Source organism: Psychrobacter sp., assembly GCF_030457785.1.
Taxonomy (GTDB): Bacteria; Pseudomonadota; Gammaproteobacteria; order Pseudomonadales; family Moraxellaceae; genus Psychrobacter.
Genome location: NZ_JAKDUI010000018.1, coordinates 1 through 19,041 on the forward strand (window position 1 = coordinate 1; position 19,041 = coordinate 19,041).

The window sequence follows — 19,041 nt, forward strand, 5'->3', positions numbered from 1 at the left end:
TATGTGATTATGTTATGGTAGCTTTAACTGTAATATCAAAACAGCGTCAGCGCGTCATCATGATGTCAGACGCCTTGTAGGAAGTGAGTACTGACCAATTACACTGAACAGCTGCCCTATAAGCCTATAACAATCGTAATGTTAAGTTTATAAAACGATCAAGCCTGCAAAGTGAGTTAATTTAAGTTGCTTATTTTAAGTCATTTATTTTGAGTCGTTTATTTCAAGTTGCTAGCCCTTATATCTACAAAGGCTAGGCACTTAATAGCTTAATCAGCGTTTGTCAAGCTGGCAACGGGGCACATATTGTGGATTTAATAATGAAGATGAGCCTAAAAAAAATAGCAAAAGCAATGTTGATCACAACATTCAGCAGCGCAATGCTGATGACCGCCGCCCACGCTAACAACCCGCCACCCACCATCAAAGCCGATGCACCCAATCGTTATATCGTTAAAAAAGGCGATACACTCTGGGATATATCAGGGCGTTACCTAAACAGCCCTTGGCGTTGGAAAGATATTTGGGCGACCAATAAACAAATCAAAAATCCGCATCTTATCTACCCAAACGACGTACTGATATTATGCGTGATTCAGGGTCAGACATTGGTTGGTGTTGATACAGGTGAAGGTTGTGCTGGTATTGAAAAACAGCTGACAGGTGAAGTCAGCGCGAGTCAGGTAACAGTGACCTCAACTGCCAACAGTATTCCTCCAATACCCTGGTCAGCTATTCAACATTGGCTGGATAACACACTAATTGTCGATCCACAAGATTTCAACACCACTCCCTATATTTTGGCCTCCAAAAATCGTAATTTAATTACTAGTAGAGGCGATAAAGTTTATGCCAAAGGCGTGCCACTCATTGTAGGCCAACGCTATGGTGTTTATCGTGAAGGTGAGCAGTATGTTGACCCCAAAACCCAAGAAATTATTGGCTTAGAAGTCACTCAAGTCGCGACTGGAATGGTTACTTCTACAGAAACCAATGGTGTCACCAGCTTGCAGCTGACCGACAGTTACGGTAAAGAAGTGCGAGAAGGTGATCGGGTATTTGTTGAGCTAGACAACTCTATACCGCCGGTGTTTTATCCTACGCCAGCGAGCGTCAGCCGCGGTGGTATGATTGTTCGCGTGATGGATTCTATCAGTTCAGCGGCAAAAGGCAGTGTGGTCGCTGTTAATTTAGGCAGTACCCATGGGGCCAAACCTGGCGATGTGTTGACGGTGTATCAAAAAGGACCATTGGTACGCGATATCAAAGACAACGATACACCAGTTCGCTTGCCAGATGAGCCAAGTGGTACGGTGATGGTTTTTAATACTTTTGATGATATCAGTTATGCTTATGTGCTCGACTCTGAACTACCACTCAACGTCGGTGACAAACTCTTACCACCGCCTTACTTGTAAGTAAAAACAGCAAAATAACGCTTGGTTTTGATTGCGGCATGCTAACTAAGCCTACATGAGCCAGATGATTATGACGGCAGTCACCTCAACTTTAACAGATGAACAGCGCGCTATATTGGCGCTGTGGTATGAGGTGAATGCCTCGTTATCGGCTTATCATAAACTTGTTACTACCTTCGGTAGTGCACAGATTGCATGGCGTGAGGCAGTAGAGTCGTGGCGACAACTAAAAATTCATCGTACCCACCTTCAGCGTCATGAACAGTCAGCACAAACGCTTGTGACTATTGATAAGGTTGAGCAAGCATTAGCAAAAAAGCGTTATGGTCTGCTATTTGCCGATCAGCCTGACTATCCTGCCCAACTTTTAAAAATATATGACCCACCGCCTCTATTGTTTTATCGAGGCGATAAATCTCGTTTGCAGCAAGCGCAAATCGCCATTGTCGGCAGCCGAAAACCCACCGCGCATGCCCAAAAAATCACGTTTGACATGGCTCAATACTTAGCACAGTCAGGATTTATCATTACTAGTGGCTTAGCGATGGGTGTGGACAAGCGTGCTCATTTAGGCGCGCTTGAGCAGGCAGATACTGAGTGTCGAGGTCGCACGATCGGGGTAATGGGTACAGGGATAGATGTGAACTACCCTAAGCACCAAGATAAGTTGTTTGCTCAAATAATAGAGCAGGGCGGTTGTATCGTCAGTGAGCTATTGCCGAGTACACCGCCGAATAAGCATACTTTCCCACGCCGCAACCGTTTGGTAGCGGGGTTGAGTTTGGCAACGATCGTGACTGAAGCCACTATTCAAAGTGGCTCACTCATTACTGCTCGTCTAACGTCTGAACAGGGTAAGCAGGTTTTTGCAGTCCCTAGCCATATCGATAACAGCAACGCCGAAGGCTGTCATCATTTGATACGAGAAGGCGCGACCTTGATTTATCATCCTCAGCAAGTGCTAGAAGATGTGAGTAGCCAGTTAGACTATCTAGGACATTTTTATCAATCGACGGACACACATACTGCCAATAGCACTCCGGATATGCAATCTACAATAATCATAGGAAATGAAGAGATTGCAAGTCCTGAGCCGATAGCATCGGCTGATATAAAGCCAACGTGCAGTCCAGTGACTGTCCCTGAGCATTTGAAGCAGATTTATGAGCAGCTTGATTGGCACGGTCAGGATTTAGATGCGTTATTATTAGTCACTGAGGTTGCACCCGCGCAGCTGATTGGTCAGTTGATGGAGTTAGAGTTGTTGGGGGTTATTAGTGTGCAGGGTGGTCGTTACTTACGTGTCTAAAAGTTGATTTCATTATCCTCCAGTATTCTCGTATCACTGCTCTTAAGTTCTACAGATGATCGCTGTTTTGGTGGTTTTCATACACTACCAGTCTAGATTTTTTTGCTGTGTTATCATAAACACTTAACTTCCTATCTTTGCATATCCTCCAAATCATGACGCAATCCTCTTCGTTAATTACTGAATCTGTCGCTCAAGCTGCTCAGTGGCTCAAATCAGGGCAGCTGCTTGCTTATCCAACCGAGAGCGTCTGGGGTATTGGGTGTGATCCATATGATCTAAAAGCGGTTCGGCGGATTTTGAGCATCAAGCAGCGACCAGAATCCAAAGGCATGATAGTTATCACTGATAGTATAGAGCGCTTAGCGCCACTGTTAGAGCCTCTGACAGAGGCTCAGCGCCATCCTATCGTGATGAGCTGGCATAGCGATAGCGAAAATACAGATCCGCACTATCAGCAAGCACATACTTGGCTGTTACCTATACCAAATACCCTTGTGAGAAGTATCCCTACTTGGATAACGGGTCAACATCAGACGGTAGCAGTACGAGTAATTGCTCATCCTGTCGTTCGACAGCTGTGCCGCCAGCTCGTCAGTGAGCAAAACCTATTTGGGTTGCTAGTCTCTACCAGTTGTAATCCATCAGGGCAAGCGCCTGCTGTAACGCTTAATGACGCTTACCACTACTTCTCCGAGCAAGTCTGTTATTTACAAGGACAGACGTTAGGATATACTTTGCCAAGCCAAATCCGTGATGCCATGACGGGCTCAATCATCCGTTAGCGAGCAGAAATTACACAGGTGATAAGACAGTCAGCATGGTTTATAAGTGGACTTATAAGCGCCTCCAAATTTCATTATTGACAGAAATAAAAGAATATAGCATGATAAGGCATCATCCAAATTTTATACGTACTAAGTGAATAGCCACTATGAAACTAAACCCTGTGACCGAAAAATTTATCCTACATTGGGGCGAGATGGGCTCGCAGTGGGGTGTGAACCGTACTATGTCACAGATACATGCTTTGTTATATATCATTGGTAAGCCATTAAATGCTGAACAAATCACTGAGATACTCGGGGTTGCCCGCTCTAACGTCTCAAATAGTATCAAAGAGCTGCAGCATTGGGGGCTGGTGCAAAAGGTATCGATATTGGGCGATCGTCGCGATCATTTTACGACCAATACTGACGTTTGGGAGCTTGCCCGCATTATTGTTATTGAAAGACAGAAGCGTGAGCTTGACCCAACAGTGCAGTTTTTGCAAGATTTGATGGACAGTCCTGAGTTTGAATATGAAAATAATGAGGTCAAAGCACGTATCCTTGAAACTCAAGAGTTTGTAGATACAGTGACCTCATGGTCATCAGAGATGCTTAAGCTACCTACCAGTGTCCTGAAAAAGGTTTTAAAACTGGGTGCTAACATTAAGAAATTTCTGCGTTAGCCCTTGCTTGGCATGACCAAGACAGAATTTTATGCATTAATTTCTGTTTTGACTGAAATTAATGCATAAGAAAGCACTATCCATCAACTATTCACGGTAAATTCATTGGCGCTACTATTGCGTTATTTATACTCAATTAACGACCACAGTTAAGAGGGTAAAGACAATGAACACGAATCAGGATTTAGGCGCTTATCCATATGTACAAGTGATTATTTTGTTCGCAGGGATTGGTAGTTTGGTGGGTGGCTTGATAGCACAGCTGTTTTTGTTATTTTTTTTCAGGGATGCCGATTTCGCTAAGATTGGGTATCAACCCTTACTGTACGTTGGTTTGCTGGGCTTCATTCCGGCTTTGGTAACTGGGTTCATCGTTGCTAGACAAAAGATATGGCGGAGTGGCTATCAAGATATTGGTAAAGTATTTTTAATTGGTTTTGTAGTATCAGCCATCTATATGGCCGCAATAGTTCTATATTTAGGCATAAACTCATGGATAGAAGTGGGCGTGCTATTGGTATTTATGATGGTCATAGGATTGTTCGGTGCAATCAATTCCGCTATCGCCGGTTGTGTGGCTTTACCAAAAACATGCAAAAGTCGTTTTGATATAACGTTAAAAAAAGAAGACGATGGTTGTAAGGGTCTGCATTTTAACAAACAATAAATCAGGCAGTCCGTACATATAGGGAGTCAGACATGAATATTTTGATTAGTGGTGGCACGGGATTTTTGGGCAGCGCTTTTAGTAGAGAGGTTATAGAGCGTTACCGCAATGGTGAGGAAAATCACAACGATGAACAAAATATTGAGGTCACGTGGCTCACTCGCGATAGTAGTCATGCGCATCCAAGTGATATCAAGATGATGACCTACGATGAACTTGCAACGACCGATGAGAGCTTTGATGTGATCTTGAACCTGGCAGGGGCTGGTATTGCAGACTCGCGGTGGAGTGACGAACGCAAGGAGCAGTTGCTTGCCAGTCGCATTAATCCGACCGAATCCATACTGGCGTTTATCGCCCGTACTGATACTAAGCCTAAACTACTAACTAGTGGCTCGGCGATTGGTTGGTATGGGACGCAAGGTGAGAAACCGTTAGACGAAAGTAGTGATTTTGAGACTGATTTTTCGCATCAGCTATGTGACAAGTGGGAGCAGCTAGCATTGACAGCAACAGACTATGGCGTACCTGTGGCTATCGTGCGAACTGGTGTGGTGATTCATCCTGAAGGCGGAATGGTGGATAAGCTTTTGACACCATTTAAGATGGGTGTCGGTGGTCAGTTAGGCGATGGCCAGCAAATCATGAGTTGGATCAGCCGGGAGGATTGGATAGGGGCAACGATATTTATCATTGAGCAGCACCTTGCAGGCAAGAATGGTGAGTATGCTAATACTCTGCAAACCACCAGCGAAACACAGGCACGTGTGTATAACCTGACCTCGCCCAATCCAGTAAATAATCACGCTTTTACCAAAACGCTTGGCGCCTGGCTGAACCGGCCCACTGTTTTTACTTTACCAGCGTTTCTGTTGAAGTTGATGTTTGGAGAGATGTCAATACTACTGATTGAAGGACAAAAGGTGTTGCCGCAAGCATTACAAAACGCAGGTTATGAGTTTAAACATCCAACGCTTAAGCAAGCATTAGAAAAGCAAAACCATAGCTGACTAAAACGAGTTGTTTCATGTGAAACAGACTGAGGCGTTTATGAATGATATTGAGAGCAGCACCACAGCCACGGTGCCCAGCTATCCGAAGGGTAAGGTCATAGCTCTCTACGGGGTGTTGGGTGGAGCGGTAGGAGGCTTAATTATCGCCTCATATACAAGTGTAAGGTCTGTCATTGAAAGAGGTGCTTCAATACATGAAGTAGCAGACATTATTGTAGTGCTATCAGTTGCTACAGTTTTTGGTTCTATTCTGGGTCTGCTGCCTGCATTGTTGACTGGCTATATCGCATATAAGTTGGAGCTTTATTTTGATTCTATAAGAAAGGTACTGCCCCTCTTTGTAATCGGTTTTATGTGCACTTTTCTATGCGTGTTTTGGTATATTTTAGGGTCGTACTCGACAGACTCTGCAATAAATATCATCCTAATATGCTGTATCGGTGGCACCAGTGCCATAGTTACAGGTCTTGTTGCACTACCCAAAAACAAATAAAATTTACTCGTTAATTTCAGTTTTGACAGAAATAAAGTAAATAATACTAAGCCAGTTGAATCAAGTAGTTGCGCTAGTAAGACAGCTACTGCTTATCATCAAGTAAGGAGAACATCATGCGTCATCCTTCGTTAGCCAGTATTGAATGGCAAGATTTGCGTCAGCTTAGTCTGAGCGAGACTGTTTATAATATTTTTTTATCATTACCTTTTCTATTACTGTCATGGTGGAGCGCGTGGCAAGGGTGGTGGTTACTTGCACTTGTAGCGACATTCTTCTTTTTTACCGCTGCACTGAGACAAGCGCATGATTGTTATCATCGAACGCTAGGAGTGGGGAGAGTTGCCACCGAGCTCATGCTGTTTTTTCTCAGTATCACGATGCTCTGTAGCACACATGCTATTCGGCATACTCATCTCAACCATCACCGAGATCCGCTTGGTGACAGCGATGTTGAGGGTAACTGGGCACGCTTGCCATGGTATAAGGCAATATTAGGTGGCGGGTTGTTCTCGATTGCGATTCAGTGGTTTGGGTTGACGCATGGTAGCCGCCGTAATCGTATATTTGTTGCCTTTGATCTGTTGCTTATCTTCGCAGTGGTTGTCATTGCTTTTATCACGATGCACCCAGTATTGGTGTATCACGTATTGGTGATGATATTGGCCAATACGATGGTGGGGTTCTTTGCGGTATGGAGCGTACATCATGGTTGCGATGAGGTGGTATATGCTCGCAGTGAACGCCATCCGCTCATTAATCTATTGACGTTTAATTTGCTCTATCACATTGAGCACCATCTATTTCCAGCGGTGCCGACCAATCACTTACCGATACTGGCTAAGCGCTTAGATACCGACGCCCCGCAATGGACACAGCAGCCTGTCATCCCCTTATTAGCACCAGTTAATAAGTATCCAGTAGTTAACAAGACCGAAAAAGTTAATAGCCTTGATGCTGATGTATCACTTATAAAGGAGTTGTAACATGATTATCCAAAACCATATCAACAGCCATAGAGAGCAGGCGAGTTTATCCATCACAATGTATTACGACGATGCGTGCGTGATATGCAGCACCGAGGCGCATAATATGAGACGACGTCAGCCAGAGAAGATACGTTTAGTTCCTGTAGAGAAGGGATTAGATGAGCTGGCGGTCGCAGGGTTTAGCCGTGAGGATGCGATGACCTATATGTGTATAAAAGACCGCTATGGTAATTGGTACACACACATGGACGCCATACGATTGCTCTATAAAGTTGGCGGTGTGACAGGATCGTCATTGTTGTTTTTACCAGTGATTAAGCAATTTGGTGACTTTATGTATCCTTACGTCGCTCGCAACAGATATAAAATTCCAAACTGGGTGACCAGAACGATATATGGCAAAACACTCACGCCAGCGTGTAAAAATGGTGTCTGTAAAATAACGCCAGACAAACGCTAGGGCATTTTTGAATATTCGACACGGCCTAATATACTTCTACAGCTAGCAGTTTTATAACCTGTCGTTTGTTGTCACGGCATTGGCTTTTCTACTTGAAACAAGAAGAATAATAAAGCTGATAACTCCCACACCTAAAGAGAGAATAGCACCTGTCACCAATGTCATAACAAAGCTTGATAAAAAAGGTTGGTGATAATCTAATCCCAAACGTTCAGCGATATAGACAGCCGCCATTCCTGCTAAAATTTCTGGTGAGACAAAACGAGCAATAGGCATCGCAAGATTGACAACCTGTAACCCTGCCTTTATATAGATGCCTTTTTGTAAGGCTGCGATAAAACGATGCCACTGTTTTTTGCGTGCAAAATCGTCAAGCAGCGTATAAAAAATAATAAAATAGCCAATACCTGCTGCCATGCCCATGATAGAAGGCCATAAGTCACCACTTAGAACGAGACCCCATACAAAGCTAGCTATCGCACTAATACAGACCCAAAATGTCCAAAACCCCCAGCGTTTACGCATTCTTCTACCTTTTTAGTAGTATGATTGGTACGATAAATAATACAGGCTAACCTCATAAGTTTTTGTGTAAAAAGCATGAAGTATTGATGGAATATGGATTCTGTTGAATATTCAACCATGATGCTGACAGACCCTATCCTAAGCGTTAAAAGTAAGCAATTTTTAACGTAAGACAATCTCGTTTTTATTGGTAAGCCATTGCTCCTTCCAGACGAGAAAGTAGACGTTCAATAAACCCTTCATAAACATCTCGACAGTATTTCTATTCATATTCGTAAAAAATCGAGGCAAATTATAAAAAATCATTCGCTCTAGGCTTGAAATTTATGCCAATCACCTTTATCAAGCAGCTATTGAGACGCATTAATAAAAACAATCGGTAATATCTATTAAGTACATGAAGTAAGCATGAGAAGTGACTTGCGATCAGCAGGTCTATCCCGTCCTACATTATCGTCATTATTTACATTTCAAGGAGTTATCATGAGCGAGCAAGACAACGTCGAACAAAATGAGAGTGTTTTAGAAGAAACGATGAAAGAATTTGATCCAAAAAACAACGCAGATGATGAAACAACCATCGAAAATGAAATCGATATTGATGTTTTCAAATCGCGTATTGCTGAGCTAGAAGGCGAAGTGCAGCAAGCCAAAGAAACCACCGCGCGCGCCAATGCCGAAGCTTATAATGCACAAAAACGCATGGAGCAAGAAGCTGACAAAAGCAAGAAATTTGCCCTGCAAAAATTTGCCAAAGAACTGCTAGAGGTTGTCGATAATTTAGAGCGTGCTATCGAAAACGCTGACGCAAACGACCCAGTCGCTGAAGGCGTACAGCTGACGCACAAAGCACTTTTATCTGTGCTCACTAAAAATGGCGTAGAAGCGGTTGATCCAGAAGGCGAGAAGTTCAATGCTGATTTTCATGAAGCCGTCGGGATCGATGAAGAAGCGGAAGCGGATACGGTCGGTACGGTATTGCAAAAAGGCTATAGCCTGAATGGTCGTCTATTGCGCCCAGCGATGGTACGTGTCGGGCAGTAACATTGTCTGCGCAGAGTATCGTCTGCACAGGGTATCAGCTTGATTTTGAAGTGCTAATCCCTACTAATATGTAGGGTTTTGACAAAAAATCACACAAAAGACATTTTTTGCCTGATTCTCGACTTGAAAAAATCAACAAGTAAACCGATATAAAGCAACAAGTGACCGATTAGGTTCACACAATCTAAGGTCTGAATATATAAGTAGTTAGATTTAAAAATAAATTAGGAGCATTTAATTATGGGTAAAGTAATTGGTATTGATTTAGGTACAACTAACTCATGTGTAGCAGTGATGGAAGGTGACAAAGTTAAAGTCATTGAAAACGCTGAAGGCACACGTACCACACCATCAATCGTCGCTTATAAAGACGACGAAATCCTCGTAGGTCAGTCAGCTAAGCGTCAAGCAGTGACTAACCCAAAGAACACGTTATTTGCTATCAAGCGTTTGATCGGTCGTCGTTTTGATGACAAAGTCGTGCAAAAAGACATCGGCATGGTACCTTACAAAGTCGCCAAAGCGGATAACGGTGATGCATGGGTAGAAGTGAACGGCAAAAAATTGGCACCACCACAGGTTTCTGCTGAAATCTTGAAAAAAATGAAAAAAACAGCAGAAGACTATCTTGGTGAAAGTGTCACTGAAGCTGTTGTAACTGTTCCTGCCTACTTTAATGACTCTCAGCGTCAAGCAACAAAAGACGCAGGTAAAATCGCTGGTCTTGATGTAAAACGTATCATCAACGAGCCAACAGCAGCAGCACTTGCCTACGGTATGGATAAAAAGCAAGGCGATAGCACCATTGCTGTTTATGATTTGGGTGGCGGTACATTTGACGTATCAATCATCGAAATCGCTGACGTCGACGGTGAGCAGCAGTTTGAGGTACTAGCGACCAATGGTGATACATTCCTCGGTGGTGAAGATTTTGACTCAGCATTGATCGATTATCTCGTTGATGAGTTCAAAAAAGAGCAAGACGTTAACCTAAAAGGTGACTCACTTGCTATGCAGCGTCTAAAAGAAGCAGCAGAAAAAGCAAAAATCGAACTATCAAGCGCTCAAAGCACTGAAGTGAACTTACCTTATATCACTGCTGATAGCGGCGGCCCTAAGCATTTGGTTATCACTATCAGCCGCTCAAAACTAGAGAGCCTAACGGAAGCGCTAGTACAGCGTACCATCGGTCCTTGTAAAGTTGCTCTTGAAGATGCAGGTCTAAAAATCGGTGAAATCGACGACGTCATCTTAGTTGGTGGTCAGACTCGTATGCCTCTAGTGCAAGAACAAGTGCAGAAGTTCTTTAGCCAAGAGCCACGCAAAGATGTTAACCCTGACGAAGCAGTAGCAGCTGGTGCAGCAATTCAAGGCGCGGTATTGTCTGGTGACAAAACAGACGTATTGCTATTGGATGTGACGCCACTGACACTAGGTATCGAAACAATGGGTGGCGTAATGACGCCAATCATCGAGAAAAACACCATGATTCCTACTAAGAAATCACAGGTATTCTCAACAGCTGAAGACAACCAACCAGCGGTTACTATCCAGGTGTATCAAGGTGAGCGTAAAATCGCCAACCAAAACAAACAGCTTGGCCGTTTTGACTTGACTGATATTCCACCAGCACCACGTGGCTTACCACAGATCGAAGTAACCTTTGATATCAACGCTGACGGTATCATGAACATCTCAGCAACTGATAAAGGTACTGGTAAAGCACAGAGCATCCAGATCAAAGCGGACTCTGGTCTATCGGACGAAGAAGTCGAGCAAATGGTACAAGACGCTGAAGCGAATGCCGCTGATGATGAGAAATTCGCAAATCTAGCGCAAGTACGTAACGAAGCAGACGGTCGTATCCATGCTGTACAAAAAGCGCTAAAAGAGTCAGAAGACAAAGTCACTGATGAAGAAAAATCAACAGTAGAAACTGCCATCACTGAGCTTGAAACAGCGACTAAAGAAGATGATCATGATGACATCAAAGCCAAGCTTGAAGCTCTAGACAATGCATTCTTACCAATCAGCCAAAAGATTTACGCTGAAAGCGGTGAAGGTGCAGAAGGTATGGACCCAAGCCAGTTCCAACAAGGCGCTGATGCTGCTGGCGACAACAACCAAGCTGATGACGACGTTGTTGATGCTGAGTTTACTGAAGTCGACGAAGACAAGAAGTAAGCCACGAGTGACACACTTGCCCAGTCGGCACAAGCTACTGAGTAGGTAATAGTCATTCGAGTAGTAGTTAATCATAGAAAAAGCGCACCTTTTGAGGTGCGCTTTTTTTATTTCATAATGGTGTTTTGGCGAAATTGAGTATGAAGTATTGCACAGAAAAGGCAGTTGTAACAAAAAGTTTCATATCTCGACCTTTGTAACTCGTGCTCTGATAAAGTCTTGCAAATCTTAACTCTCATACCATCAAACACTGACAGTGTGTCTGAAATAGTTTGTTACTATATATTCATCGTTAGCAGACAAGACGATAGGGCAAAAAGCCCACATGAACAGATAACTTGTTTGTCTTAATTTATCTCTAAGGAGAATATAATGAAAACTCTACAAAAAACACTTCTTGCAGTAGCTACTGGTTCATTATTAACTGTCAGCGCACAAGCTGCTGTCTCTTACGGTAATGGTTACACAGGTCAGCCATACGTTGGCGCCAAGGTTGGTCAGTTCGACCTAGATACCAATGGAGCGGATGATCCTACCGCGTATGGTGTATATGCTGGTTACAACTTTGACCCTAACTTCGGTATGGAAGCTGAGTTCGTTGGCTCTGACGATGCGGATTACAGAGGCGGCGACATCGACGCCAAAACTTATGGCGCTTATGGTACTTACCGTTATGCATTCCCAAACAGCGGTATATACGCCAAAGGTAAGTTAGGCATCGCAAAAACTGAAGTAGAAGCAAGCAGCACTAACTTTTCTGGTGCTTCTGATTTCTCAGATGATGATACCAGTTTGGCAGGTGGCGTAGGACTTGGTTACTCAGTGAACCCAGACTTCAGTGTAGAAGCTGAATACGACATGCTTGGTAGTGATGCAGACTTGATGACAGTTGGCGCGCAGCTGAAATTCTAATTGTCTAACCAAAGAATATCTCAAGAAAACGATCGCTTCGGCGGTCGTTTTTTTTGTGTTGGATATCAACCACTTTTCATAATGTAGTCCATGACGTACAGAACACATATAGATATTTTTTAACAATGTACGAACACTGAAATATGCTACATTGAAGGCTAGAATGACAAAGACAGGAATGGTGACAAGGATGGACGTTTTTTTTATGATTGAACCTTGGCATTGGCTGGTTTTAGGTTTTATATTGCTGATCGTTGAGATGTTTGTGCCGACATTCGCAAGTCTGTGGTTTGGTGCTGCGGCTATCATTGTGGCGGCGCTTTTGTGGTTACTCCCCATGTCTGTTTCTGCTCAAATTATCGTCTGGCTAGTGCTTTCCGCTGTGTTTTTATTGGCTTGGTTTAAGTTTATCAAACCTTTATCAGTAGATCGGACTAAAGCCGGTTTGGGCGGTAGTGTAATCGTCGGTGAAACTGGCATGATTATCGTACAGCCTCAGCCAGACAGAGCTGGCATGGTTCGGTTTAGTGTTCCTATCGTTGGGGCAGCTGAGTGGATGTGTCGTACCAGAGGAGAGCAAGTGGCCGTGGGCGAGCGAGTGGTGGTCACAGATATCGTTGGCAATGAGCTGGTCGTGAGTAGTATGGAGTCGCAGACAGTGACTCATAAAAATATGCAAGTATGATAATAGGAATGAGTTATGGGAAGCTTTAGTGTTGTAATGATAGTCTTGATCGCACTGGTGGTATTTACGGTGTTTAAAGGTGTTCGTATCGTGCCGCAAGGCTATAAATGGGTGGTGCAGCGACTAGGTAAGTACAGCCAAACGCTAGAGCCTGGGTTGAACCTCATCATTCCTTATGTTGATGACGTATCTTATAAGGTCACCACCAAGGACATCGTGCTTGATATTCCTTCACAAGAAGTCATTACGCGTGACAACGTTGTTATCATCGCCAATGCCGTTGCTTATATTAATATCGTGCGCCCTGACAAAGCTGTTTATGGCATTGAAGACTATGAGTATGGTATACGCAATCTCGTGCAGACTTCTTTGCGTTCAATCATCGGTGAAATGGATTTGGACAACGCATTGTCTAGTCGTGAGGAAATCAAAACCAAGCTGAAACATGCCATCTCAGCAGATATTTCGGACTGGGGTATTACTCTCAAAACGGTAGAGATTCAAGACATTAATCCTTCAGAAACCATGCAAGCCTCCATGGAAGAGCAAGCGGCAGCAGAGCGTCTTCGTCGTGCGACAGTGACCCGTGCGGACGGTCAAAAGCAAGCCGCTATCTTAGAAGCCGATGGCCGTTTGGAGGCTTCACGCCGTGATGCGGAGGCGCAAGTGGTGTTGGCGAGAGGTTCAGAAGAGTCTATTCGCTTGATTAGCAATGCGATGGGTGAGGAAGAGATGCCGATCGTCTACTTACTTGGTGAGCAGTATATTAAAGCGATTCGTGAGCTGTCCGAGTCTGATAACGCTAAAATGGTGGTGCTCCCTGCTGATATTTTAAGTACGGTAAAAGGTATGGTGGGTGATAAGTTCAAAGTGTGATAGATAGCGCGCAAGATACTTAGCATGAGCACTGCATAAAAAAAGACCTCGTTGAGGTCTTTTTTATTGGCTTATACTTTCGTAAGTGCTGTTTATGCTAAATAGCTTTGGAAAAACGATCTTTGTGTTTTTTCTCTAGATATTCATCAAACACCATGGCGACGTTGCGACCAAGCAAACGACCTTTTGGTAAGACACGAATACCGGCAGCATCCATATCGATCAGTCTGTCTTCTTGCATCGCACCGAGTTGCGAAATCTCATCAATGAAATAAGTGATGGCGTCGATACCGAATTTTTGGTTCACGTCTTTAAAATCAACATAGTCATGACAGAGCAAGTTCATGATTACATATTCACGCAAGCGATCTTTGATAGACGTCTTGATATATTTTACAGCTGGCATGACGGTGGGGTTGCTTTGCGCTGCATCAATACTGGTCTGATAAGCTTGTAGGTCGGTGTTATTTTGTAGGATATAGCGCGTATTCGCATTGGCAATCTGACTGATAGATGAAACCCCAAAGCCAAGTAGATCACAATCGCCCATGATGGTATAACCCTGAAAGTTACGATGGAGTTTTCCTTCACGCTGGGCGATAGCCAGCTCATCGTCAGGTTTCGCAAAGTGGTCAATACCGATGTATTGATAGCCCGCTTCTGTCAGCGTATTGATGGTATTGCCTAGCATGGTGAGCTTGGCTGCTGGCTCTGGTAGGTCTTCGTCTTTGATTTGACGCTGCGCCTTGAAACGCTCTGGCAGATGGGCATAGTTAAACACGGACAAGCGATCTGGTGACATTTCTATGATGCGTTTTACTGTTTTATCCAAGGTGTCCGGCGTTTGATGGGGCAAGCCGTAAATGAGATCGATGTTGATAGAGTGAAAACCCAATTCGCGCGCTTCATTTAAGACACTGGCAATCAATTCTGCTGAGTGTACACGATTGACCGCAATTTGTACCGCGTCGTCTAAATCTTGCACGCCCAAGCTCACTCGGTTAAAACCCAGATTACGCAGCACTTTTAGGGTGTCATCACTTAGCTCGCGCGGGTCAATTTCAATAGAATAATCGCCTTCATCTTCAGGCAAAAACTCAAACTGAGTCTGCAAAAAATTCCACAGTTGCACCATTTCTTCGTCACGCAAAAATGTCGGTGTACCACCGCCCAAATGCAGTTGCTTAACCAATGGCTTGCTGTGACCCTCTGGCGCAGATAGTAAGCGACGTTTATGTTTAATCTCCGCCATCAAGTACTGCAAATAGTCACCGGAGTCGCTATTTTTTTTGGTGATTATTTTATTACAAGCACAGTAGTAGCAAAGGTGACGACAAAACGGAATATGAAAATATAATGAGAGAGGCGCACGGGCTTCGCGCTTTTCTAAAATTTTGGTTTCAAGCCCTTCTGGTATCGGAGAGAACTCCAAAGCCGTCGGATATGAGGTATAACGTGGCCCGGAGCGATTGTACTTATTGATGATGGCTTCATCAAAAGTAGGTAGCTGCTTGGTTGTGATGCTACCACGTGTACTGGCATAAGGGTTTTCTGGCTGCATAACAGGACGCGTGGTGGTCGGTGGTTCTCCAGCGTTATTGTAAGGCTGTTTGATGTTTTGTTCCGAATATTCTGTCATGAGCTATTCCTTGGTTTGACCATTTGTATCACAAAATCTAGGTCTAAATATGCAGTCATTAGTATAGCAAATCCTTGCTAGCAATAGGGTGAATAACGAGTGTTTTTGGACAAGTCAAATAGCCACAACTGGGTGGCTGTTAGGGTATTAATACTAGATTTTGAGGATTGAAAACACGACATTTGCGCACTTAAAAATAATACTCTATTATCATTAATATTAAGAATTTTACATATTAGGAAACGTGTATGTCGTTTGCCCAAGTTTATACTCGTTCGGTTGTCGGACTGCATGCTCCGAAAGTAATTATTGAGGTACATTTATCGCAAGGTTTGCCTGCATTGACTATCGTTGGCTTACCTGAAGCCGCCGTGCGTGAGAGTAAAGACAGAGTGCGCTCTGCAATCCTGAATTCTGGTTTTCAGTTTCCCAATCGCCGCCTTACTATCAATCTAGCGCCAGCTGACTTGCCAAAAGACGGCGCCAGACTTGACTTACCAATTGCGATTGGCATCTTAGCGGCAAGTGGACAATTGGAGCCAGAGGTATTATCAGCGTTTGAGTTTGTCGGTGAGTTGGCATTGAATGGTGAGCTACGACAAGTGACAGGCAGTCTAGCAGTGGCGCGCGCCATAAAAGCTGAAGCGAACGCTGCCAAATCACGAAAGGCATCCGAGACTGACGGGCAAGAAAGCAATGAAGCGCTGTTAGCAACATCAGAAGTAGCACAGTTGATAGTGCCCGTCGATAATGGTGGTGAAGCCAGTCGTGTCGATGGTGTGACGGTGCTCGCGGCAACCAACCTTAAAGCAGTTTGCGAGCATCTACAGTCTGTCAATAACGTGAGTGTTGGCTTTCAAGGCTTAAAAGTTGTGACTCCAGATATCATACAACAGCGAAAGTCTTACAAAGTCGATTTGGCCGATGTTAAAGGCCAGCATCATGCGAGACGTGCCTTAGAAATAGCGGCGGCTGGTGGACATTCGTTGCTATTTACAGGACCACCAGGGTCGGGCAAGACGTTGATGGCGTCACGGTTGTCAACTATCTTGCCAGACCTGAGTGATGAGGATGCACTAGAGGTGGCCAGTACGTATTCGGTCGCAGACAGCGACTACGACTATGGCACGCGCCCATTTAGGCAGGTCCACCATACTATATCAGCCGTGGCATTGGTCGGTGGTGGGTGTCATTTTCCACAATCTTTGTCAAAATTCCATATAACCTGTCATAATAGATATTATCGATAGGGAGTAATAAATGAGTAATTTTGAACCGTTTAAAGGAATAGATTTAATAGCTAAGCAATCAAATATTGACATTAGTGACTTTCTCAACTTAGTTAATTATAAAAAAGGTATCAAAAATAGGTTTTTCTATAACTCTTCATATCAAGTTATTTGGTACAAAAGCTTATATAATTTAGGTGAAGGTAATGACAATAGACGAGTGGAAGTTATTTTTGTAAGTAAAACGGGCTATGAAATGAACGTGAAACTACCGCTCAGACTTATGTTCAAAATACCTATTGGTTCTGTTTGGAAAAATGGTCTTATGGTCGAGGAGTTGGATACCGACCACCATGTATTTACATTACAAAAAGCGTTAGGAGAAGAATATAGATGAGCTATGCTGAAGAAACCGTAGAAATAAACTTGGTAAACTAAGCATATTAATCGGAGTTTACCATGACCAAGAAAATCAGAACCTACAGTACAGAATTCAAAGCAGAAGCCGTTAAGAAGATAGCAAACAATAACGGTAATGTTTCAGCCACAGCCAAGCAACTTGGCATAGCGATGCAAACGTTATCTAACTGGCAGAACAAAGCCAATCAAGGCAAGCTTATCGGCACAGAACAATATGACCCTGATCTCATGACGGCTCTTCAAGAAATAAAGCAGCTCAAGCGACAACTTAAAGTTGCTGAGGAGGAGCGCGAAATTCTAAAAAAGGCCACGGCGTACTTCGCGAAAAACAGTTGATGAAGTACGTCTTTATCAAAGACAACCAGTACCTTTTTAGTATTACCTGCATGTGCCGCGTATTAAACATAAAACCATCAAGCTACTACGACTGGATAAATCGTGAGATGAGTGAACAGCAGATACACCGTAACCACTGTGAGCTATTAGTTAAAGCGGCTCATAGTGAAACTAAAGAACGTTATGGTGTTGATCGACTACATGCCTACATAAGTGCGCAAGGGTATAATATTAGCCAATATATGATTAGAAGTATTAAAGAAGAGCGTGACATCAAATGCCGTCGCCACAAACGCTTTAAAGTCACCACTGACTCAAACCATAACAAGCTTGTCTATCCAAACATGCTGGATCAGCAGTTTGATGCTAAGCACCCCAATGAGTCTTGGGTCAGTGACATCACTTATATTTGGACTGCTGAGGGTTGGCTATACTTAGCAGGTGTTAAAGATCTCTACACCAAAGAGCTTGTTGGATATGCCATAAGTAAGCGCATGACCGCCGATTTAGTCTGTCATGCATTGAATATGGCAATTAAGAATAAAAGACCAAGCCAAGGGCTGATTGTGCATTCTGATAGAGGTAGCCAGTATTGCAGTCATGCCTATCACAAAATTATCAAGCAGCATCATTTTAAAGGCTCAATGAGTGGTAAAGGCAATTGCTTTGATAATGCTCCTATAGAAAGCTTCTGGGGTACGTTAAAGAATGAGCTTGTATACCATCAAGAGTATAAAACAAGGTTTACAGCGACCAACGAGATCACACAATATATAGAGCTGTATTACAACCAAACTAGGATTCAAAAGGGTTTAGGCTATAAATCGCCAAGACAGGTGTGGTTTGACTTTTATCGTCAGGCTGCGTAACTAAAATCTCCCAAGTTTATGTGTCCGGATTTGACGGCAGGGGTCATAGAAGACCAAATGTTGACTATATATCTTCATTCTTTGAAAAGCAGAAAAAGAAGAAAAAAGAGAAGGATGGAATAAAATACGAAGCTAAGGTGGTTTTGAGCAAAGACATTTACCCTGTTAGCGATATTGATAAAGACGCAAACACTTTAATAGTTGTTGAACAAGATGGGATTAAGTTTGAACCGCCCCGACTATATCGGAGACTTGATTGCTTGAGTCAGGCAGCTTTGTCTGACTCAATAAAACTATCATAGTATCGTCTCTCAAACTCAAAAGGCGACACATAGCCAATCGTACTATGAATGCGAGTTTTGTTAAACCAATCGACCCATTCAAGGGTTGCTAATTCAACATCACACGCATCCCGCCACTGCTGTTTTAAATATTCAATCACCTCCGTTTTATAAAGTCCGTTAGCCGTTTCAGCCAACGCATTATCGTATGAATCACCTGTCGTGCCAACAGATGCAAT

Annotated in this window: 19 protein-coding genes and 1 pseudogene; 17 read left to right on the top strand and 3 right to left on the bottom strand. The window is 43.4% G+C overall.

From position 1 onward, the window contains the following. The first annotated feature begins 353 nt into the window (after positions 1-353). The 9 genes from L0J61_RS01900 (at position 354) to L0J61_RS01940 (ending at position 7,802) form a co-directional block, all read left to right on the top strand. Positions 354-1,418 (top strand): LysM peptidoglycan-binding domain-containing protein, encoded by a 1,065-nt coding sequence (locus tag L0J61_RS01900; protein WP_301464632.1) that lies wholly within the window; start codon positions 354-356, stop codon positions 1,416-1,418. Between the two features lie 55 nt (positions 1,419-1,473). Next, positions 1,474-2,727 carry a DNA-processing protein DprA gene (gene dprA, locus L0J61_RS01905; protein WP_301464633.1) on the top strand — a complete coding sequence of 418 codons (1,254 nt, stop codon included), beginning with the start codon at positions 1,474-1,476 and terminating at the stop codon, positions 2,725-2,727. 155 nt (positions 2,728-2,882) lie between these two features. Then, positions 2,883-3,512, top strand: a complete 630-nt coding sequence (locus L0J61_RS01910; RefSeq protein ID WP_301464634.1) for an L-threonylcarbamoyladenylate synthase — start codon at positions 2,883-2,885, stop codon at positions 3,510-3,512. Between the two features lie 149 nt (positions 3,513-3,661). After that, positions 3,662-4,180 carry a GbsR/MarR family transcriptional regulator gene (locus L0J61_RS01915; RefSeq protein WP_301464635.1) on the top strand — a complete coding sequence of 173 codons (519 nt, stop codon included), beginning with the start codon at positions 3,662-3,664 and terminating at the stop codon, positions 4,178-4,180. A 166-nt stretch (positions 4,181-4,346) separates the two neighbouring features. Then, the gene (locus L0J61_RS01920) at positions 4,347-4,847 is read left to right on the top strand and encodes a hypothetical protein (protein ID WP_301464636.1); all 501 of its coding nucleotides are present in this window, start codon (positions 4,347-4,349) and stop codon (positions 4,845-4,847) included. 32 nt (positions 4,848-4,879) lie between these two features. Further along, positions 4,880-5,857 carry a TIGR01777 family oxidoreductase gene (locus tag L0J61_RS01925; protein WP_301464637.1) on the top strand — a complete coding sequence of 326 codons (978 nt, stop codon included), beginning with the start codon at positions 4,880-4,882 and terminating at the stop codon, positions 5,855-5,857. A gap of 40 nt (positions 5,858-5,897) precedes the next feature. Next, a complete protein-coding gene (locus tag L0J61_RS01930; protein WP_301464638.1) occupies positions 5,898-6,353 on the top strand; it encodes a hypothetical protein in 456 nt (151 codons plus the stop codon). 116 nt (positions 6,354-6,469) lie between these two features. After that, entirely contained in the window at positions 6,470-7,339 is an 870-nt protein-coding gene (locus L0J61_RS01935; protein ID WP_301464639.1) for a fatty acid desaturase, read from the top strand. A gap of 1 nt (position 7,340) precedes the next feature. Then, positions 7,341-7,802: a thiol-disulfide oxidoreductase DCC family protein gene (locus tag L0J61_RS01940; protein WP_301464640.1), complete on the top strand. Its 462-nt coding sequence runs from the start codon at positions 7,341-7,343 to the stop codon at positions 7,800-7,802. A 51-nt stretch (positions 7,803-7,853) separates the two neighbouring features. On the opposite strand, the gene L0J61_RS01945 is transcribed toward L0J61_RS01940, so the two are convergent. Then, positions 7,854-8,225, bottom strand: a complete 372-nt coding sequence (locus tag L0J61_RS01945; protein ID WP_301464641.1) for a hypothetical protein — start codon at positions 8,223-8,225, stop codon at positions 7,854-7,856. 585 nt (positions 8,226-8,810) lie between these two features. Here L0J61_RS01945 and grpE point away from each other — a divergent pair. The 5 genes from grpE to L0J61_RS01970 all read left to right on the top strand — a co-directional run bounded on the left by grpE (position 8,811) and on the right by L0J61_RS01970 (position 14,028). Next, positions 8,811-9,371: a nucleotide exchange factor GrpE gene (grpE, locus tag L0J61_RS01950; protein ID WP_301464642.1), complete on the top strand. Its 561-nt coding sequence runs from the start codon at positions 8,811-8,813 to the stop codon at positions 9,369-9,371. 240 nt (positions 9,372-9,611) lie between these two features. Further along, entirely contained in the window at positions 9,612-11,555 is a 1,944-nt protein-coding gene (dnaK, locus tag L0J61_RS01955) for a molecular chaperone DnaK (RefSeq protein WP_301464643.1), read from the top strand. A gap of 372 nt (positions 11,556-11,927) precedes the next feature. Continuing rightward, positions 11,928-12,467, top strand: a complete 540-nt coding sequence (locus tag L0J61_RS01960) for a porin family protein (RefSeq protein WP_301464644.1) — start codon at positions 11,928-11,930, stop codon at positions 12,465-12,467. Between the two features lie 190 nt (positions 12,468-12,657). After that, positions 12,658-13,152 (top strand): NfeD family protein, encoded by a 495-nt coding sequence (locus L0J61_RS01965; protein WP_301464645.1) that lies wholly within the window; start codon positions 12,658-12,660, stop codon positions 13,150-13,152. Between the two features lie 15 nt (positions 13,153-13,167). Continuing rightward, positions 13,168-14,028, top strand: a complete 861-nt coding sequence (locus tag L0J61_RS01970) for an SPFH domain-containing protein (RefSeq protein ID WP_301464646.1) — start codon at positions 13,168-13,170, stop codon at positions 14,026-14,028. Between the two features lie 97 nt (positions 14,029-14,125). On the opposite strand, the gene hemN is transcribed toward L0J61_RS01970, so the two are convergent. Further along, positions 14,126-15,667 (bottom strand): oxygen-independent coproporphyrinogen III oxidase, encoded by a 1,542-nt coding sequence (hemN, locus tag L0J61_RS01975; RefSeq protein ID WP_301464647.1) that lies wholly within the window; start codon positions 15,665-15,667, stop codon positions 14,126-14,128. 248 nt (positions 15,668-15,915) lie between these two features. Between hemN and L0J61_RS01980 the strand changes: the two are divergent. From L0J61_RS01980 to L0J61_RS01990, 3 genes and pseudogenes are all read left to right on the top strand, one after another. Further along, positions 15,916-16,854 (top strand): annotated as a pseudogene (locus L0J61_RS01980) (YifB family Mg chelatase-like AAA ATPase); the annotation flags it as partial. A gap of 73 nt (positions 16,855-16,927) precedes the next feature. After that, positions 16,928-17,293, top strand: a complete 366-nt coding sequence (locus L0J61_RS01985; protein ID WP_301464648.1) for a hypothetical protein — start codon at positions 16,928-16,930, stop codon at positions 17,291-17,293. Positions 17,294-17,355: 62 nt separating this feature from the next. Further along, positions 17,356-18,521, top strand: a protein-coding gene (locus tag L0J61_RS01990) for an IS3 family transposase (protein ID WP_301464649.1) whose coding sequence is annotated in 2 segments (ribosomal slippage) — positions 17,356-17,614 and positions 17,614-18,521 — 1,167 coding nt in all. Because the reading frame shifts where the segments join, the coding sequence is not laid out codon by codon here. 265 nt (positions 18,522-18,786) lie between these two features. On the opposite strand, the gene L0J61_RS01995 is transcribed toward L0J61_RS01990, so the two are convergent. Continuing rightward, positions 18,787-19,041, bottom strand: a 255-nt coding sequence (locus tag L0J61_RS01995; RefSeq protein WP_301464650.1) for an integrase core domain-containing protein, incomplete at its 5' end; no start/stop codon positions are given.

Bases quoted from the DNA above. Each gene is read 5' to 3' on its own strand.
- L0J61_RS01960 (WP_301464644.1), top strand. From the start codon at position 11,928: ATGAAAACTCTACAAAAAACACTTCTTGCAGTAGCTACTGGTTCATTA.
- L0J61_RS01965 (WP_301464645.1), top strand. From the start codon at position 12,658: ATGGACGTTTTTTTTATGATTGAACCTTGGCATTGGCTGGTTTTAGGT.
- L0J61_RS01970 (WP_301464646.1), top strand. From the start codon at position 13,168: ATGGGAAGCTTTAGTGTTGTAATGATAGTCTTGATCGCACTGGTGGTA.
- L0J61_RS01930 (WP_301464638.1), top strand. From the start codon at position 5,898: ATGAATGATATTGAGAGCAGCACCACAGCCACGGTGCCCAGCTATCCG.
- L0J61_RS01910 (WP_301464634.1), top strand. From the start codon at position 2,883: ATGACGCAATCCTCTTCGTTAATTACTGAATCTGTCGCTCAAGCTGCT.
- grpE (WP_301464642.1), top strand. From the start codon at position 8,811: ATGAGCGAGCAAGACAACGTCGAACAAAATGAGAGTGTTTTAGAAGAA.
- L0J61_RS01900 (WP_301464632.1), top strand. From the start codon at position 354: ATGTTGATCACAACATTCAGCAGCGCAATGCTGATGACCGCCGCCCAC.
- hemN (WP_301464647.1), bottom strand. From the start codon at position 15,667: ATGACAGAATATTCGGAACAAAACATCAAACAGCCTTACAATAACGCT.
- dnaK (WP_301464643.1), top strand. From the start codon at position 9,612: ATGGGTAAAGTAATTGGTATTGATTTAGGTACAACTAACTCATGTGTA.
- L0J61_RS01920 (WP_301464636.1), top strand. From the start codon at position 4,347: ATGAACACGAATCAGGATTTAGGCGCTTATCCATATGTACAAGTGATT.
- L0J61_RS01940 (WP_301464640.1), top strand. From the start codon at position 7,341: ATGATTATCCAAAACCATATCAACAGCCATAGAGAGCAGGCGAGTTTA.
- L0J61_RS01935 (WP_301464639.1), top strand. From the start codon at position 6,470: ATGCGTCATCCTTCGTTAGCCAGTATTGAATGGCAAGATTTGCGTCAG.
- dprA (WP_301464633.1), top strand. From the start codon at position 1,474: ATGAGCCAGATGATTATGACGGCAGTCACCTCAACTTTAACAGATGAA.
- L0J61_RS01925 (WP_301464637.1), top strand. From the start codon at position 4,880: ATGAATATTTTGATTAGTGGTGGCACGGGATTTTTGGGCAGCGCTTTT.
- L0J61_RS01985 (WP_301464648.1), top strand. From the start codon at position 16,928: ATGAGTAATTTTGAACCGTTTAAAGGAATAGATTTAATAGCTAAGCAA.
- L0J61_RS01945 (WP_301464641.1), bottom strand. From the start codon at position 8,225: ATGGGCATGGCAGCAGGTATTGGCTATTTTATTATTTTTTATACGCTG.
- L0J61_RS01915 (WP_301464635.1), top strand. From the start codon at position 3,662: ATGAAACTAAACCCTGTGACCGAAAAATTTATCCTACATTGGGGCGAG.